The organism is Halorubrum amylolyticum (assembly GCF_004114995.1).
GTDB lineage: Archaea > Halobacteriota > Halobacteria > Halobacteriales > Haloferacaceae > Halorubrum > Halorubrum amylolyticum.
In genome coordinates this window covers 183,907-201,128 of the sequence record NZ_SDJP01000002.1, presented here as the reverse complement: position 1 = coordinate 201,128, position 17,222 = coordinate 183,907, and the positions used below count along the sequence as shown (strand labels likewise).

The 17,222-nt window shown below is 68.3% G+C and carries 15 protein-coding genes; 4 read left to right on the top strand and 11 right to left on the bottom strand.

Going from position 1 to position 17,222, the window contains the following annotated elements:
- Positions 1-84: 84 nt before the first annotated feature.
- The 3 genes from ESO89_RS03480 to ESO89_RS03470 form a co-directional block, all read right to left on the bottom strand.
- A complete protein-coding gene (locus tag ESO89_RS03480) occupies positions 85-993 on the bottom strand; it encodes a thiamine-phosphate synthase family protein (RefSeq protein ID WP_128904289.1) in 909 nt (302 codons plus the stop codon).
- Complete coding sequence (gene dcd / locus ESO89_RS03475) at positions 990-1,622, bottom strand: dCTP deaminase (protein WP_128904288.1); 633 nt, start codon at positions 1,620-1,622, stop codon at positions 990-992. The genes ESO89_RS03480 and dcd overlap by 4 nt, the downstream gene beginning before the upstream one ends.
- Positions 1,623-1,710: 88 nt before the next feature.
- Complete coding sequence (locus ESO89_RS03470; protein WP_128904287.1) at positions 1,711-2,463, bottom strand: YIP1 family protein; 753 nt, start codon at positions 2,461-2,463, stop codon at positions 1,711-1,713.
- 353 nt (positions 2,464-2,816) lie between these two features.
- Between ESO89_RS03470 and polX the strand changes: the two genes are divergently transcribed.
- Positions 2,817-4,577: a DNA polymerase/3'-5' exonuclease PolX gene (gene polX, locus ESO89_RS03460; RefSeq protein WP_128904286.1), complete on the top strand. Its 1,761-nt coding sequence runs from the start codon at positions 2,817-2,819 to the stop codon at positions 4,575-4,577.
- A gap of 139 nt (positions 4,578-4,716) precedes the next feature.
- Complete coding sequence (locus ESO89_RS03455) at positions 4,717-5,406, top strand: DUF7095 family protein (protein ID WP_128904285.1); 690 nt, start codon at positions 4,717-4,719, stop codon at positions 5,404-5,406.
- Positions 5,407-5,654: 248 nt separating this feature from the next.
- On the opposite strand, the gene ESO89_RS03450 is transcribed toward ESO89_RS03455, so the two are convergent.
- The 7 genes from ESO89_RS03450 to tcuA all read right to left on the bottom strand — a co-directional run bounded on the left by ESO89_RS03450 (position 5,655) and on the right by tcuA (position 13,668).
- The gene (locus ESO89_RS03450) at positions 5,655-6,461 is read right to left on the bottom strand and encodes a class I SAM-dependent methyltransferase (RefSeq protein ID WP_128904284.1); all 807 of its coding nucleotides are present in this window, start codon (positions 6,459-6,461) and stop codon (positions 5,655-5,657) included.
- A 67-nt stretch (positions 6,462-6,528) separates the two neighbouring features.
- Positions 6,529-7,017, bottom strand: a complete 489-nt coding sequence (locus tag ESO89_RS03445; protein ID WP_128904283.1) for a hypothetical protein — start codon at positions 7,015-7,017, stop codon at positions 6,529-6,531.
- 120 nt (positions 7,018-7,137) lie between these two features.
- Positions 7,138-7,974 carry a deoxyribonuclease IV gene (locus ESO89_RS03440; protein WP_128904282.1) on the bottom strand — a complete coding sequence of 279 codons (837 nt, stop codon included), beginning with the start codon at positions 7,972-7,974 and terminating at the stop codon, positions 7,138-7,140.
- 128 nt (positions 7,975-8,102) lie between these two features.
- Positions 8,103-9,050 (bottom strand): lipoate--protein ligase family protein, encoded by a 948-nt coding sequence (locus ESO89_RS03435; RefSeq protein ID WP_128904281.1) that lies wholly within the window; start codon positions 9,048-9,050, stop codon positions 8,103-8,105.
- A 1,153-nt stretch (positions 9,051-10,203) separates the two neighbouring features.
- Positions 10,204-10,956, bottom strand: coding sequence for an IclR family transcriptional regulator (locus tag ESO89_RS03430; protein ID WP_128904280.1), 753 nt, complete (start codon positions 10,954-10,956; stop codon positions 10,204-10,206).
- Positions 10,957-11,116: 160 nt separating this feature from the next.
- Positions 11,117-12,262, bottom strand: a complete 1,146-nt coding sequence (locus ESO89_RS03425) for a 2-methylaconitate cis-trans isomerase PrpF family protein (RefSeq protein WP_128904279.1) — start codon at positions 12,260-12,262, stop codon at positions 11,117-11,119.
- Positions 12,259-13,668: an FAD-dependent tricarballylate dehydrogenase TcuA gene (gene tcuA, locus ESO89_RS03420; RefSeq protein WP_128904278.1), complete on the bottom strand. Its 1,410-nt coding sequence runs from the start codon at positions 13,666-13,668 to the stop codon at positions 12,259-12,261. Before tcuA ends, ESO89_RS03425 begins: the two co-directional genes overlap by 4 nt.
- 95 nt (positions 13,669-13,763) lie before the next feature.
- On the opposite strand from tcuA, the gene ESO89_RS03415 reads away from it, so the two are divergent.
- Complete coding sequence (locus ESO89_RS03415) at positions 13,764-14,870, top strand: zinc-dependent alcohol dehydrogenase (protein ID WP_128904277.1); 1,107 nt, start codon at positions 13,764-13,766, stop codon at positions 14,868-14,870.
- A gap of 90 nt (positions 14,871-14,960) precedes the next feature.
- On the opposite strand, the gene ESO89_RS03410 is transcribed toward ESO89_RS03415, so the two are convergent.
- Complete coding sequence (locus ESO89_RS03410) at positions 14,961-15,935, bottom strand: aminopeptidase (RefSeq protein WP_128904276.1); 975 nt, start codon at positions 15,933-15,935, stop codon at positions 14,961-14,963.
- 303 nt (positions 15,936-16,238) lie between these two features.
- On the opposite strand from ESO89_RS03410, the gene ESO89_RS03405 reads away from it, so the two are divergent.
- The gene (locus ESO89_RS03405) at positions 16,239-17,216 is read left to right on the top strand and encodes an aminopeptidase (protein WP_128904275.1); all 978 of its coding nucleotides are present in this window, start codon (positions 16,239-16,241) and stop codon (positions 17,214-17,216) included.
- The last annotated feature ends 6 nt before the right edge of the window (positions 17,217-17,222 follow it).

Genomic DNA, 17,222 nt, shown 5'->3' with positions numbered 1-17,222 from the left:
ACGTCCGTCGATTCGGGCGGTCGGCGCTAAAACCTGTCGGCGTCGGTGGAAAGGGGAGGAAGAGGAACGCGACCGCGCCGGCGCTCAGATCAGCCCGCGGACGACTTGGGCCGCGTCCGCCGCGGTCGGCGCGAGCACGTAGACGATCGGCTCGACGCCGACCGCGCCGGTCTGATAGAGGACGAGGGCGTCGCGGGCCTCCGGTATGTCGGCGCCCGCGACCGCGTCGGCGACCGCCTCGCCGGTCGGCCGCTCGGGGTCGAACTCCACGGTCGGGTGCTCGGCGGCGAGCGCCTCGACGGTCTCGGGGGCGTACCGCACGTTCACCGCGCCGCGGGCGGTGGCGCCCGCCTCGCGCGCGGCGAGGAGGACCGTCGCGACGTGCTCGCTCACGCCGAACTCGGGCTCGCCCGGCACCATCGCCTGCCCCTTCACGTCGACGAGCCGGCCGGGCACGGCCGCAACGTCGTCGATCGTCTGCGCGCCGTCGATGCACTCCGCGACGTTGGCGCCGACGTTCGGGATCAGCCCGGCGAAGCCGGAGGCGTTCGTCAGGGTCCGGAGCCCGCGCCGGACCGACGAGAGCACGCGCTCGCGCTCGCGGAGCCCGCTGTCCGGGTCGTGGACGGAGAACTCCACCTCGGTGTCGGCGAGCGCGGGCATCGCCTCCTCGTGGAGGTCCGCGAGGAGGTCACCCTCCTCTAACCGGCGGATCAGCACCTCGATCTCGACGAGCGCCGCGACCGGAGTCATCTCGCCCGCCGCGAGCCCCTCGCCCACGCGCTCCACAAGTTCGCGGACGCGCTCGTCGGCGACGATCCGGTCGTGGCGGGCCACGTCGCCGTGGGCGTACTTCGAGACGGCCGACTGCGAGATGCCGAGCGCGTCGGCCACCTCGCGCTGGGTGAAGCCGCGCTCGCGGAGGTCCTCCGCCAGCATCGAGCGCACCGTCGGGAGGAACTCGTCGACGACGACCTCCTCGATGAACTTCATCTGTGGTCCCCCCTCGCCTCAGCTTCGTCGCTCTCCTCTTCGCTCTCGTCGCTATCGAACTCCGGATCGGCGCCGATCCGGGAGGCCTGCGGGCCGTCTTGGTCCTGATACTTCGACCCGCGCTCGACGCCGTACGGGCGGTTCGCGGGCGACTTGAGCTCCGTGAAGATGAGCTGCGAGACGCGCATGCCGGGCGTGAGCGCGACGGGAGCAGTGCCGAGGTTCGACAGTTCGAGGGTGATCTGGCCCTTGTACCCCGGATCGACGATCCCCGCGGTGGCGTGGATGACGATCGCGAGTCGCCCGAGCGACGACCGCCCCTGCACGGTCGCGAGCAGGTCCGGCGGGATCTCGACGCGCTCCGTCGTCGTCCCGAGCACGAAGTCGCCCGGGTGGAGGATGAACTCCTCGCCCTCTGGCACCCGCGTCTCCGTGACGTACTCGCCGACTTCGTCGGCCTCGGTCGGGTGGATACAGGGGATGTTCGTGCGCTGGAACTCCAGGAAGCGCTCGCCGAGCCGCAGGTCGACGCTCGCGGGCTGGACCTGCTGGTCGACGTCGTCGAGCGGCTCGACCACCAAGTCCCCGTCCGCGAGGCGGTCGAGGATGTCCGCGTCCGACAGGATCATGTCGGGAGAGGGGCTCCGACCGGGTTAAAAACTCCCGAATCCGCGGACGCCCGCGGAGCCGGGTCGCCGCCGGTTACCGGAGCGCGCATCACACCGCCGCGATCAGGAGCCCGAGCGCCGCGAAGCCGCCGGCGACCGCGCCGGCGACCCCTCGATCGAGGTCGTGATACGCCTCCAGTCCGCCGACGACCACGACCCACTGGACCGCGATCACGACCGCGGAGGCGGCCAGAAGCGGTCCTTGCATCGCCGATATCGCGGCGACGATCTCCCTCGAGACCGCCTCCATCGTGGTCCCCCCAACCTCCGTCGACGCGAGCGCGTACCAGATCGCCGCGAGCCCGGCGGCCAGCCGAGCCAGCTCCGCGGCGAGCGCCCACGCCGCGACCGCGAACGAGTCTCCGAGGGAGCCGGCGCCGCCCGCGAGGCGCGCCCCGCCGTGGAGTGCGAGCGCGAACACGACCCACCAGATCGGCACCCCGATCAGCGCGTAGCCGACGTAGTCGCCCGTCGCGCTCCGTAGCTCCTCGCCCACGTCCACGTCGATCCGCTCGGGTCGGTCGCACTGCTCGGCGAAGACCGAGTTGTCGTCGTCATCCCCGAACGCCTCGCAGGTCGACTCCGGCGGGCGGTCGGGGTTGTCGACCGTCACCTCGCGGTCGATCGTCGCGTCGAAGGCGGCTCCGAGTCCGAAAATTCCCAGGGCCGTCGCGAAGGTGACGACCACGACGACGCCGACCGCGATACCCCCGCCGCCCGGCTTGAGTCGGCGGAATGCGGCGCGCGAGCGATCGAGGAGGCTACCGACGAGTCTGGAGAGCGGAGCGAGCGGGGAGGGCATACGCGGAAGATTCGCGAGATCCGACAAGTGTCTTGTCCATCGATCGGTTCAAGACTGGGTAACTACGGCTCTTTATAAACCGATCTGCGGTGGCGCGCGCCTCCTCGCGACTGGGGCTTTGGCGGTGTTCACCGTCGATCGACAGTTACCCGCTTATAAGCGAGCGGCTGGGGCTTTGGGGCTGTTCGCCGTAGCGTCACCGACAACCACTTATAAGCAAGCGGCTGGGTATTCAGCGGTGGTCGACAACGCTCTCTCGGCAACCACCTAAAAGGGATCAACGACCTCATCCTGATCGTCACCCGCCCCGATCGCTCTCACTTATTAGTACCGTCCGGCCGAACCCCCACCCAATGAGCCGCAATGACGAGGTCGCCGCCCTCTTGGAGGAGTTCGCCGATCGGCTCGAAGCGACCGGCGTCGAGTACAAGCCGACCGCCTACCGGCGCGCCGCGGAGAACGTCCGCGAGCACACCGCGCCGATCGAGAACCTCGCGGGGGAGGGCGAGGACGCCGTCGCCGAGATCGACCGCGTCGGCGACGCGATCGCGTCGAAGATCGTCGAGTACTTCGAGACCGGCTCGATCGAGGAGTTAGAGGAGCTGCGCTCGGAGCTGCCCGCCGACATCGAGGCGCTGACCGCGGTCGAGGGGGTCGGCCCGAAGACGGTCGGGAGCCTCTACGAGGCGCTGGAGATCACCACCCTCGACGAGTTGGAGGAAGCGGCCGAGACAGAGAAGATCCGCGAGGTCTCCGGCTTCGGCGCGAAGACCGAGGAGAACATCCTCGACAACATCCCGTTCGCGCGCGAGGCCCGAAAGCGAACCCGCCTCGGCGACGCCCGCCCGGTCGCCGATGCCGCGCTGTCGTACCTCGCCGACCTCGACGCGGTCGCTGAGGCCGAGGTGTGCGGCTCGATCCGGCGCTGGAAGGACACGATCGGCGACGTGGACCTGCTCGTCGCCAGCGACGCGCGCGAGCCCGTCGTCGAGGCGTTCACCGACTGGCCCGAGGCGGACGCGACGATCGAGGCCGGCACCGGGAAGGCGAGCGTCCGCGCGAGCGGCACCCGGGTGGACCTCCGGATCGTCGACGGCGACGAGTTCGGGTCGGCGCTCCAGTACTTCACCGGCTCGCGAGCGCACAACGTGGCGGTGCGCAACCGCGCGATCGACCGGGACCTGAAGCTCAACGAGTACGGCCTGTTCGACGTGAGCGACGTCGACGACCCGGACGCGGGACAGCGGGTCGGCGAGCGCGTCGCCGGCGCGACCGAGGACGGCGTCTACGAGGCGCTCGACATGGAGTCAGTCCCGCCCGAACTCCGCGAGAACAACGGTGAAGTCTCGGCGGCCGCCGCGGAAAGCAACCTCCCCGGCCTCGTCGAGACCGCCGACCTCCGCGGCGACCTCCACACTCACACCGACTGGTCGGACGGCGGGTTCTCGATCGCCGAGATGATCGAGGCGGCCGCGGAGCGCGGCTACGACGTACACGCGGTCACCGACCACGCCGCCGGCCCGGGGATCTTCGGCAACACCGGGCTCGACGAGACCGAGATCGCGGAGCAGGCGGAGGCCGTTGACGAAGCCGTTGACGTGGTCGACGCCGACATCGAGGTCCTCCACGGCATCGAGGCCAACATCGACGCCGAGGGGGCGATCACCACCGACGACGAGACGCTCGCCGACCTCGACATCGTCGTCGCCTCGCCGCACTCGGCGCTGGGGCAGGACTCCGACGCCGCCACGGAGCGGCTTATCCGGGCGGTCGAACACCCGCACGTCGACGTTCTCGGACACCCAACCGGCCGGATCATCAACAGCCGACCCGGGATCGCGCCCGACGTGGACGCCGTGGTCGAGGCGGCCGCGGCCGCCGACACCGCCATCGAGGTGAACGCGAACCCGGCCCGGCTCGACGCCGACGGCGACGCGGTGCGGGCCGCGATCGACGCGGGCGCGACGATCGCCGTTGACACCGACGCGCACGCCCCGCGAGAACTCGACAACGCCCGGTACGGGGTTCACACCGCCCGGCGCGGCTGGGCCGAAACCGCAGACGTGCTCAACGCGCGCTCGCACGAGGAGATTCGGGCGTTCCTCGACGCCTGATGCCGGCCGACGACGACACGCCCGCCGGCGACGACACGCCCGCCGGCGACGGCGAACTCCCTCGCGTCATCCTCGACGCGCTCTGACCCCCGCCGGCCGAGCGAAACCGGTTTGCCCGCGACTCGCCTACGGACTCGCAATGGACCGCGAGCAGGCCGTCGCCCGGCTGGAGACCTTCGTCGACCACGTCGAACGCGAGACTATGCCGGTCCCGGTCCGCGAGGTGTGGGCGTTCGGCGACGTGGCGCTCGGGCTCGACCCGGTCGAGCGCCTCGACGTGTACGTCACCAAAGACGTGATCATGGGCGGCGATCGCGAGGCGGCCGCCGAGTTCGCGGCCGAGTACGGCGTCAAGGGCGTCGGCACCTCCGTCCGCGCCGAGTGGGCCGAGGCCAACCCGGACCGCGTGCGCGTGAGCGACAACGGGTACGCCGCGCCCGAGAAATGCCTCGCGGCCGAGCTCGTCGACGACAGCGAGGGACGTAGTCCCTCTGGCAGCCGGACGCAGCCCGGCGACGACGAGCCGATCCACCTCGAAGTGTGCAACGCGAGCTTCGAGGACAACGTGCGCCAGCGCCTGAAGGGAGCGCTCGCCCGCGACGCCTACGAGGAGGTGCTCGACCCCCGCGGCGTCTGCCTGTGGGTCGACGGCACCCGCGACGAAGAGGCGTTCACCCGGCTGCGCGAGGCCTCGCTCGCGATGCCGACACTCCCCGCCGCCCTCGGCATGCTCGGCGCCGACGAGGGCGTGGCGAACGAGGCCGCAGACGTGCTCAAGCGCCAGCGCGCCGAGCAGGAGGGGGCGTCGGTACGCGGCGACATGGTGTGAGTCGAAGCGAGGGCGGGTGGGACTCAAAGGGGCAGCTGCGAGGACGAAGCTCGACGACGCAAGCACTGGAGGGAGCGAGCGTAGCGAGCGACTGAAGGGCGCAACGAGTCGCGCGAGTCGTCGCGGCTGGGGCTTTGAAGGTGTTCACCGCAGAGTCACCAATCACGTATTAACGGCCGACAGCGACGCCACGACCCGATTTATAAACAACCACCCAGACAGTCCGCTTCACGTACTCCCGTCCCTAATCACGCCACCCGTCCCACGGTCACGTCGAAGGGGACGCGCTCGACGCGCTCGTACTCGCCCGCCTCGATCTCGCCGACCACCTCCCGGCCCATCTCCCGCCAGCGCCGCCGCAGGTCGTCGTACGCGGCCTCGGAGGTCGCCGCGATCAGCTCATCGCGGTGGTCGGCCAGCCCCGCGCCCGAGGCCTTCCGCGCCGCGGCGGTCAGCGCGGGCTCCGCGTACGGCGCCGCGATCCGCTTCTCGTGGACGTAGCGCCGGGTTCGAATCCCCTCCAGCCCCGCCGCCGAGAACGCCTCCCGCACGCGGTCGCCGAGCGCCACGTCGGTGTCGACGCCCTCTAGGTACGCCTCCCGCGCCTCCCGCTCTAAGCGCTCCTCGCTCGCGACGCTCGACGAGACCGTCACGTCCGCGTTGCCGGGCTCGATCGCGGCGACCAGCCCCGAGGAGACCCGTGCGGACTCCCGGACCGCGGCGGCCGGGTCGGGGAGGTTGATGAGGAGCGCCTGACAGGCCGCGAGGTCGACGGCGTCGTCCGAGAGCGGAAGCCGCGTCGCGTCGCCGACGACGTACGGGAGCCCGGTCTCCTCGCGGGCGACCCGCAGTAGCGCCGGGTCCGCGTCGGCGCCGATCACGGTCGCGTCGGGCGGCGTCTCCGCGTCGAGGACGCGAGTGAGCTCTCCGGTGCCGCAGCCGGCGTCGAGGACGCGGCGGCGGTTCGAGAGGTCGAGGTCCGTCAGCGCCTCCCGGCCGTCGGTCCACATCCCGCGGCGGGTGTGTTCGAGGTAGTCCGCGGAGAAGCGTCGCACGCCCCCGCGTTCGGCGTAGGGGAGAATAAACGCACGGAACTCAGTCGGCGGCGGCGGCGTCGTCGACTCACTTCTCGCCGCCTGCCTCGTCCGACTCGCCGTCTCCGCCGTCTCCGCCGCCGACCCCCGCTAGGTCCGCGAGGAGCGCGGCGGTGACCCCGGCGCAGTAGCCGACGAACGCCCCGCTCAGCCCGACGAGCGCGAACGACAGCGTCACCCCGCCGAGCGCCGCGTCGCCGCCGCCCACTCCGGGAACGCCGAACACGGTGCCGACGACCACGAGCGCGGCGAACACGAGCGCGGGCACGACGCCCACCGTCAGACACGCCGGGCCCCCGCAGCGCGCGTACGCACCGGCGGCCGCGATCGGTGCCGGAGCGTAAAACACCAGTAGCGGGACGAGCCGATCGGTCAGCGCCGCCGCGGTCTGGATGTCCGCGAGCTCGGCGACGACCGCGACCGCCAGCGCCAGCGCCACGACGCCGGCGAACCCCCCGACCATCGTGAGGGCCAACCGGCGCCGACGCCCGATGAGCAGCGCCTCCGTGGTGGTCATATCCGTGGATCACGGCTCCGACTACATAAAGGCGCGTCGGACACTTTTAAGCGATTCGACGAATTTCCGCGGGTTCGCCCCCGTGACGGCCCACTCGGCGATGGGTCGTTTCCCCCGACCTCACTCCGCGCGCAGCTCGCGGACGCGGTCAATGTTCCACGCGAAGCTCTTGCCGTCCTCGGTCGGCGTCTCCAGTGCCAGCGGCACGTCCGCCAGATCCGGGTGGTTGAGGAACCGCTCCATCCCGGCTTCGCCGATGAGCCCCTCGCCGACGTGGGCGTGCTCGTCCTTGTTGGTGCCGCAGGCGTGTTTCGAGTCGTTGAGGTGGACGTACTTGAGGTGTTCTAACCCGACCACGTCGTCGAACTCCGCGATCGTCTCGTCGACGGCTTCGGGAGTCGAGAGGTCGTACCCCGCGGCGAACGCGTGGGCGGTGTCGACGCAGACGGCGATGTCGGTCTCCGTGCGGTCGATGACCTCCGCTAGGTGCTCGAACTCGCCGCCGAGCTTCGTGCCCGCGCCCGCGTCGCTCTCGATCAGGATCGTGACGCCGTCGGGCACGTCGAGCTCGTCGATCACCGACGCAGCGTTGTCGAGCCCGCCCTCGACGCCCGCGCCCGTGTGCGCGCCGAGATGGACGTTGACGTACGGGATTCCGAGCGTGTCGGCCGCGTCGACCTCCTTCTGCATCGAGTCGAGCGACTTCTCGCGGAGCCCCTCCTTGGGCGTACAGAGGTTGACGAGGTACGACGTGTGAATCACCCACGGTCCCTCCAGCTCGCGTTCGGTGCCCTCGCGGAACCGCTCGGCCTCCTCGTCGCCGATGTTCGGGTCCTGCCACACCTGCGGAGAGTGGGTGAATATCTGTCCGCAGTTGCCGCCGACCTCCACTTGGTTATCGACCGCGTTATCCACGCCGCCCGCGATCGAGACGTGTGCGCCGACCTTGTGAGTCATACCGTCTCCAGGTGGGCGCCGGAAAAAGCCCCTTCGGAACCGGTCGACTCTCGTCTGCGACGTCGTCGCCCCTCTGAACCCCCGCGGCGCTCTCTGAACCCCCACGGCGCTCTCTAAACCCCCGGCGCTTACCCGGTTTCGGCTCCGTCTCCGTTCCCGTTCTCGTTCTCCTTCCCCTTCCCGGGACGCGACCGCACCCACTCTTCATCCCGATACTTCGTCTCGACGAGTTCCTCGGCCCGTCGCAGCTCCGCGTCGGTCCACGATCCGTCGCGACCGAGAGCAACTCTCCCGCTTCCGTCGCCGCCCTCGCGGTCGTCGTTCTCGCGGTCGCCGCCCTCTCCGACCACCCACGCGACGAGCGCCTCTTCCACCGCGGTCACCGCGTCCGCCCGATCGAGGTCGGCGAGTTCGTCCATCCCGACGACCCGATCGCGGAACCCGTCCGCCGTCACGGGTGGGTCCGCGAACGTTCCGAGGTGCCGCTCCGCCTCGACCGAGAACGTCAGCGAGCCGTGCTGGATGACGGCGTCCCGCTTTCGGTACTGGGCGTTGCCGGCGATCTTCCGCCGACGATCGCCGCTCTCACCGCCGTCACCGGATCGGCCGGCGACCACGTCGTGTGCCGGATGCAGTTCCCGCAGGTAGCAGGCCGGGTGGTACAGCTCCGGCACCCCCTCCTCGACGTAGCCTGCGTCGAGCCCGAGCCGGTCGAACGCGTCGAGGACGGGTTCACAGAGCAGGTGGTAGCAGTCGAGCAGTTCGCCCGGCACGTCGGCGGCCGGGACGACGATCGAGTAGGCCACGTCGCCGCGCGTGTCGTGGTAGATCCCGCCGCCGCCGGTCTGGCGCCGGGTCACGTCGATCCCCTCGCGCTCGCAGAACGCCCAGTCGACCGTTGCCGGGTCCTGTCGGTAGCCGAGCGTGAGACAGCTCGGGTCCCACCGGTACGTTCGCACCGTGGCCGGGCCGCCGGCAGCCACCGTCTCGGCGGCGACCTCGTCGAGCGCCATCTGCATCGGTCCCGGCCGCGACTCCTCGCGGATCAGCCGCCAGTCGCCCGCCGGCGCGCTCACCGTCCACCACCCGCGCTCCGCGATCGGCTATCGCCTCCGCCCTGCGCTTCGTCGGCGTGCATACGTCCTCCGTCGGCGCCCTATCCGAAAGCGGTTGCGTTCGGGGAGCTGCGACGGCGCGGCACCGTCGCAAGCGGAACCGCCGGACGCGTCTCGGTCGTAGCGCTCCGGCCGCGCTCATCGCCACCTCGGTGTGAAGCGGGGCCGCCGCGGCGAACCATCATCCCCCACGTGCGAGACGAATCAGTTCGACGGAGTGATCGGTCTGATACCCAGAAATATAGTTATTGAATGTATTAGTTATAATTGATATTTAGATTTCGTCGACTTGAGACCTGCTTGAGTGTGAGAAAAAACCCGGGTTTAGGTATTTCAAGCCGGAATATCGATCGGGAATATTCCGATCGAAACGGGGTCGACGCCGGCACTACTAAAATATTCCAACAGTATATTTGGAATATATCGGAATATCCCGTCTATACTATCATTATATGAGATATAGTGAAAAACATCGCATAAATTTTAAAATAATAAATGCGGTGGGGTAGAATAATTCTATATTTTGATACATATTTGGAGATATATGATTACAGTTATTTCTGTTGTCGTCGGATACGACTCGACGGCTCGTTCGGCACACCGAATCACGCCGAATCCGAACCCCGAGCGTTCGACTACTGCATTACAATACTACTGATGTAATTGATTTCCATTCGATGCGTCGCTGGCTCGCCACCGTGAGCGCCGTCTCGCGGTGGCCCCTTCCCTGACGCGCACGGTCGACATCGCAGTAGAACGCGTCGAAGCCTTCCGAGCAGCCGGGCGCTCCACGCGACTCACGCGACGTGTGCTGTTCTCTCGCACGCATTCACGATCACTAACGATCATCTATATTACGACCCGCCATGCGGGACAGAGTTCGCGTCCAGGCAGTTCGATCCGCGTCAGTTTCCTCGATGAATCCCCCGGATGTCGGACGAAACGAGGAGATGGCTCCGCCAGTCGCCACACCTGTCGGTCGGTTCCGTTTATCCTCATCCCGCATCGCGGGAAACACGCTGACCGACTCGTGACGCCGTCCGCCGGTCGGTCGTTTACGGATCGGGCGCGTGCAGGGTGGACAGTCGGTCGCCTCGGTGGGCGCCCGGGGCGGTCACAGGTACTCGATGTTCAACTCGATCTCGTTGACGGTGCCTAAGAGGAGGTTCGGCAGTCCCTCGCGGAAGTAGTCGCCCGTCAGCCGGTTCGCCGGTCCCGACACGCTGATCGCCCCGAGCACCGTGTCGGTCTCGTACTGGACCGGAACGCCGACCGCCCGAAGTCCGGACGTCGACTCCTCGTCGTTGAACGCGTACCCCCGCTCTCTGACGGTTTCGAGCTCCTCGTCGAGCGCTTCCCGTTCGGTCGTTTCGGGCGCGGCGACCCCGTCGAGAATCCGCCTCCGGCGATCGGCCGGTAGGTTCGCCAAGATCGCCTTTCCCGCCGCGCTCACATGAAGCGGGCCGCGCTTCCCGATCGTCGCGTCAGTCTTGACCGCGTCCGGACCCGCGTGGGTGTACATGTACACCCGCTCGCCGTGCTCCTCGGTGATGAACTGGACGCGTTCCGACGTATCTTCGCCCAGCTGTCTGACTTTCTTGTGTATCAGCTCGTTCGCGGGGAGCGTCTTCCGTCGCCGTCCGCCGTGGGTCAGGAACCGGAGGCTCAACTCGTACTCGTTCCCCTCGCGTACGATGTATCCGCGCTCGTGCAGCGTGGTGAGGTGGCGGTGGGCGGTGCTCGTTCCGACCCCGACGCCCTCCGCAACCTCCTCGATGTTCGCCGACCCCGCCCGGTGGAGGTACTCGACGATGTCGAGCGTCGTGTCGACCGCTTTGACCCGCCCGCGATCCGGCGTGTGTTCCATGCCGCTTCCAACGAGACCGAGTGTGATAATTGTCCCGCACCGCGGGATGAGCTGTGGTCATTTCCGTGCGATCGACTCGCACGAAGTCGGTCCGCGATCGGTCCGCGACCGGTCCGCCTCCTGAATCCGTGCCGTCAGGCGGACGGTGGCACGAACGAGTTCACTCCGGGCGGTAGTATCCCGTTCCGTCCATCAGGCGACGCTGCGTCCGGTAGACGGTGACCGACTCGACATCGGGGATCGACCGATCGACCTCGGCGGTCGCGGTCATCGTGCCCTTCGGGTGCCCGAGCGTCACCGTCGACTCGGGGTCCGCGGCGACTTCGTTGGGGATCGTCCCGGGGATCTGCGCCGCGGCCGCGGTACAGGAAACGCCGGTGACCGCGTACACCGGATGGAGCTTCCCCATGCTCATGTACCTCGCCGTCAGGTCGGTCTCCTCGGCCGCGACGTCGCCTCCCTCCGGCGTCGTGTAGTCCGTCGGCGGAGCCACGAAGACCAACTTCGGGTAGCCGGGCGTCTCGATCGAGGCCTCGTCGGGATCGTCGACGAAGCCGAGTTCGACCGCGACCGTCCCCCGAATCCGTTCGAGCCGTTCGAGGAGTTCCGCGTCGCCGTCGATCTCCGCCCGACCCTCGGTAGCGGTGAGTCCGATGTCCTTCGCGCGGACGAAGGCGATCGGCGTCGTGACGTCGAGCACGGTCGTCTCGATCGTCTCCCCGTCGACGTCGATATCGATCGTCGGGCCGCCGAGCGGGAACAGCCCGTTCGTCATCGCGCCGGCCGGATCGTGGAACGTCGTGTCGATCTTCGCACCGGTACCGGGGACGCCGTGGATCTTGAAGTCGCCGACGCTCGCCGCGCGGCCGTCGGCAAGCGGCACCGTCTGAGTGATATCCGCGCCGGTGTTCGTGTTGTACAGCTCAACCGTGACCTCCCCGTCGTCGGGGTCGACCGGAACCATCCCCTCGTCGACGGCGAAAGATCCGATCGCGCAGGTGAGGTTCCCGCAGTTGCCGCCGTAGTCGACGACCGCCTCCTCGACGGCCACCTGCCCGAACGTGTAATCGATATCGATCCCCTCCCGATCGCTCGGAGAGACGACCATCAGCTTCGAGGTCGTCGACGTTGCGCCGCCGAGTCCGTCGATCTGTCTGTCGTCGGGGCTGCCGAACAGCGAGAGGATCGCTTCGTCTCGGTTCTCTTCCGGCAGGTTCGACCGGGGGATGAACACGCCCTTGCTCGTGCCGCCGCGAACGATGGCGCAGTCGATCGCGCGCTGATCGCCGACCAGTGTATCGTTCATTCGCCCGACCCGACGTAGTCGACGGTCTCTTCGGCTGCGATCTTCCCGAACACCGCTCCGTTAGCGAGGCCGGTCCCGCCCGGGTAATTGTCGAAGAACAGCCCGCCGGTCGTGTTCCCGGCGACGTACAGGCCCGGAATCGGTCGGCCGATCGTGTCGAGCGCCCGGGCGCGGTCGTCGGTCGCAGCACCGCCGAAACTGAAGGTGATTCCGCCCGTGACCCGGTAGCCGTGATACGGCGGCTCGTCGAGCGGAAGCGCCCAGTTGGACTTTTCGAGGTCGAGCCCCGCGGTTCGGTTCCCGTCGAGCGAATCGGGGTCGAACTCCCCGGGATCCGTCGCCGCGTTGAACTCCTCGACGGTCGAGGCGCCCGCGTCGGGGGCGTCGCATTCGAGCGCTTCGAGCACTTCCTCGACGGTGTCGCCGGTGACCCAGTCGCCCGGACCGGTCGCACGCATGTGCTGTTTGAGAGGGTCGTCGATGACGATGAACGCCTCGTGTCCCGGCTCCTCGAAGATGATCCGACCGAGCTTGGCGTAGGTGTGCGCCCGGGCGTCCTCGCCCTCGTCGAAGAACCGTTCCCCGTCGTTGTTCAACAGCACCCCGTACTGGTAGCCGTCGACCCGGTTCGCGCCGCCCTCGTACTCGGGCGACTCGCTGTCGATGAGCGCCATGTGGGCTCCGCCCCACTGGCCGTCTGCCCGGGCGCCCGCGTCGAGGACCATCTCGATCCCCTCGCCGGTGTTGTACCGGCTCCCGCGGACCGTCATCGCGTCGTAGTCGGAGCCGTAGTACCGGGTCCGCTTCTCCTCGCTCGACTCGTAGCCGCCGGCGGCGACGACCACGGCGTCGGCGCGATACTCGACATCACCGTCGTCGTTTCGCGCGCGGAGGCCGGACACCACGCCGTCGTCGAACAGGATTTCGCGGGCTTCGGTTCGATACTCGAACGTCGCGCCCTCCGCCTCGGCGGCCTCGACGAGGTCCGCGACGAGTTCCTCGCCGTCGAAGAAGGTCCGAGCGACCGTGTATCCGACGTTGAGCGGCTCCATGTCCCACTTGACGCCGCGCCCGGTGAGCCAGTCGACGGTGGGGCCGATGTTGTCGACGATGGTCCGGGCCAGGTCCTCGTCGGCCCGCCCGTTCGTCTGTTTCATGATGTCCGCGTAGAAGTCGTCGGGCGTGTAGTCGTCGATGTTGTACTCGTACCCGTGCTCTTCGAGGTCCGAGTCCGACGACGCGACCCGGAAGGACTCGCTGTACCGCGTGTGTCCGCCTCGCTTGTCTTTCGGCGACTTCTCCAGGACGGTGACGTCTAACCCCTGCTCGACCGCGCGGTTGGCCGCGCTCAGTCCGGCGATCCCACAGCCTACAACGACGACATCCTGGTCGGTGACGATTTGCATCTCCGCTGACCATCTATGATGAACGGACATAGACGTTTCGTCCCTTTACCGTCGCCGTCAGAGGATATATTCGTGCGGCCGTCGAGGTGAGCGGTATGGACGCAGTCGTGATAGACGAGTTCGAGTCGTTCGACGTGATCGACACCCCCCGTCCGGAGCCCGGATCGGGAGAGGTCCTGATAGACGTGTCGCGGGTCCAGTTGAGCGTGACCGAGTGCCTGCTCTACCGCGGCGAGTCGGTCGCGCACTACGACGCGGTGCGACGGCGAATCAGGGACGAGAAGCCCGGTGCGCGGCTGTTCGGTCACGAGTTCTGCGGGGTCGTCGCCGAGTGCGGTCCGGACGTCGGCGGCTACGAGGTCGGTGACCGCGTGTACGCCCCCGGCAAGATCCACTGCGGAGCGTGTCCGTACTGTCGGTCCGGGTACGAGAACTACTGCCCGGACACCGAGGCGATCGGCTACGATCGGCCGGGAGCACTCGCGGAGTACGTCCGGCTCCCCACCGAACCGCTCCGGCCGGTCCCGGAGGACGTATCGGACGCCGAGGGAGCTGCGCTCCAGCCGCTCGCGAGTTCCGTGCTGTGCGTCGCGGATGCCGAGATCGATCCCGGCGACGACGTGCTCGTCGTCGGCGCGGGCGTCATGGGGTTCCAGTGCGCCCTGCTCGCGAAGCGATTCGGGGCCGGGACGGTGTACGCCGCGGACGTTCGCGACCGCCCGCTGGAGATCGCGGCGGCCAACGGCGCGATCCCGATCGACGCGACCGAGACAGACCCCGTCGCGGCGGTCCGCGAGGCCACCGGCGGCCTCGGAGCCGACGTGGCCATCGAGGCGGTCGGCGGCGGTCAGTCGCACGCGACCGACGGAGACGACCCCCTGGCACAGGCGTTCCGCGCGGCTCGCCGCGGCGGGACTGTCCTGCAGGTCGGTCACCTCTCCGGCGACGTCGAGATGACTCCGCGATCGGCCCGGTCGAAGGCGGTCCGCTGGGAGAACCCGCGGAAGGGCGTCGCCGACCTCGGCCCGGGGACCGACACGGGGACGCTCGCGGGCGACCTCATCGCGAGCGGCGCGGTCCCGATCGGCGAGTACGTCACCCACGAGTTCCCCGGCCTCGATTCGTTCGGGACCGCCGTCGATGTCACGCTCGACAAGGGCGCACACGACGCGCTCGGCCCCGCACAGATCGTCCTCGACTGACGATTTCGACTGACGATCGCCGCCCGAATCGGTGCCGACGGCGGCGGTGGCAGTCACCGGTCCCGACGTTTTCGAGAACGACCGTGCCGTTCAGTCGAAGAGCGATTCGACGAGCGCGCCGTCGTCGACGACGACCTCGCCGTCGAGTCGGACGGTCGGCGTCCGGACGACGCCGTCGAGGTGGATGTCGCTTTTGAGCGTGCCGCCGAGCGACTCGTTGTCGCCGACCGCGAAGTGGACGGTCCCCGCCTTCTTCTTGTCCTCCGCGAGGTTCCCGATGAGCTTCGCCTCGGGGTTGGTCCCGATCGCGAACTCCGCGATGTTGCCGGCGTTCTCGTCGTTCTCGTCGATGATGCGCCGGAGTTCGTCGGCGTCGTCGCCCCCGGTGACGCCCGTGACGAAGCCGTCTTCCACCTCGAGGGTGATCGGTTCGTCGACCTGCCCGAGGTTGTCCATCGAGACGTCGATGACGATCTCGCCGTTCGCGGTTCCCTCCGCCGGGTGAGTGGGTGATTCTCCCGGCGGGAGCGTCGCGAAGCCGTAGTTCTCGTGGTAGTAGCCGTCCAGCGAGAACGCCGAACACCCCTCCAGGCTGAAGGAGATGTCCGTCCCTTTGTCGCTCGTGATGTGGGCCTCCGTGGCCGCATCGAGCACGTCGCGGACCGCCTCGGTCCGTCGGCGGAGCTCCTCGAAGTCGACGCTCATCGCGCCCTCGACCATCATGTCCTCGGTGACGCTCCGCAGGATGCCGAACCGAGTACCGGCCTCCGCGGCCGCCAGCCGCGATCGCGTGTGCGTGATCGCGTGGCTCGTGCAGGTGAACGCGACGTCCGCGGCGGCCATCGCCTCCGCGACCGTCTCCGGCGGCTCGTTGCCGTGGCTTTCGAGGAGGGGCATCGTCGTCGTGATCGCCTCGGCGCCCGCTCCCGACGCGGCCCGAGCGACGCTCCGGGCGACCCGTTCTTTTCTCGCGTCCGCGATAACGAGGACCTCCTCGCCGGGTTGCACGTCGAGACAGTCCTCGACGATACCCCGTGCTGCCGCCGCCATCTCGACATCTAACATGAACGATTCACCAGATTCGCTCGGATATAATAAACACACCGGTGGAGGCTCTCTTCTCGTTTCTCACCTCATACTCGAGAATGTTCAACCGTATTTTATTTCAATTGGTCGTTGCTATACGTTTCGCCGAACCGTCCGCACCGCGCCCGCGTCGATTAGGCGGCGGCGCTCGGTCGGCGGCGCTCGGTCGGCGGCGCTCGGTCGGTCTTACACGAGTAGCGACGCGGCAGGGGAAGACGATGTACACGATCGAACCCGATCGTATCAGGAACGTATTTGTAACCCGCTGCCCGTTCTCTGTGTATGGACTCCGTTCAGGAGATGAAGGGAGCGAGTATCGTCGTCGACACCTGTGCCGCGATCGAGGCCGGTGAGGACGTGCTGGTGGTGACCGATTGGCAGGTCGCGGATGTCGCCGAGCGCGTCGCCGCGGCGGCCAACGAGCGCGACGCCAACGTGACGATGACGATGATGGACCCCCGCGAGTACGACGGGAACGAGCCCGAGGACACGGTCGCGGCCGCGATGATGGAGGCGGACGTGATCATCACGCCGGTCCACCGGTCGATCACGCACTCGAGCGCGACCGCCGAGGCGAAAGCGAACGGCGCGCGCGTCATCAGCATGGTGAAGTTCACCGACGAACAGCTCGTCCGCGGCGGGCTGTACGCCGACTACGAGGGCATGCGCCCCCACTGCGAGGAGATGGCGCGGAAGTTCTCCGAGGCGAGCGAGGCGCGCGTCACCTCTCCGCAGGGGACTGATGTCACCGTCGATCTGGAGGGGCGAGACGGCAACGCGCACCCGGGAATCGCGGACGAGCCGGGAGAGTTCACCGCGCTGGTGCATATCGAGGCGAACATCGCGCCGGTCGAGGGGGGCACCGACGGCACCGTCGTCTTCGACGGCGCGATCCCGAACCTCGACATCGGCGTTCTCGAGGAGCCGGTTCGGATGGAGATCGAAGACGGCGCGGTCACCTCGGTCGAGGGCGGCAAGGAGGCGAAGACGATCGAGCGCGTTTGGGCGGAACACGACGATCCGGCGGTCTACAACATCGCCCAGCTCGCGGTCGGCATGAACCCCGAGTGTCCCGAGTTCAACGGCTGGTTCTCGAACGACCACGGCCGCTACGGTAACGTCCACTTCGGGATCGGTACCAGCAGCAACCTCGGCGGCACCACTCGCGCGCCCGTCCACTTCGATGCGATGATGGCCGAGCCGACGCTCGAACTCGACGGCGAGGTCGTCGTCGACGGCGGGGAGTTCGCGTTCTTCTGATCTGTT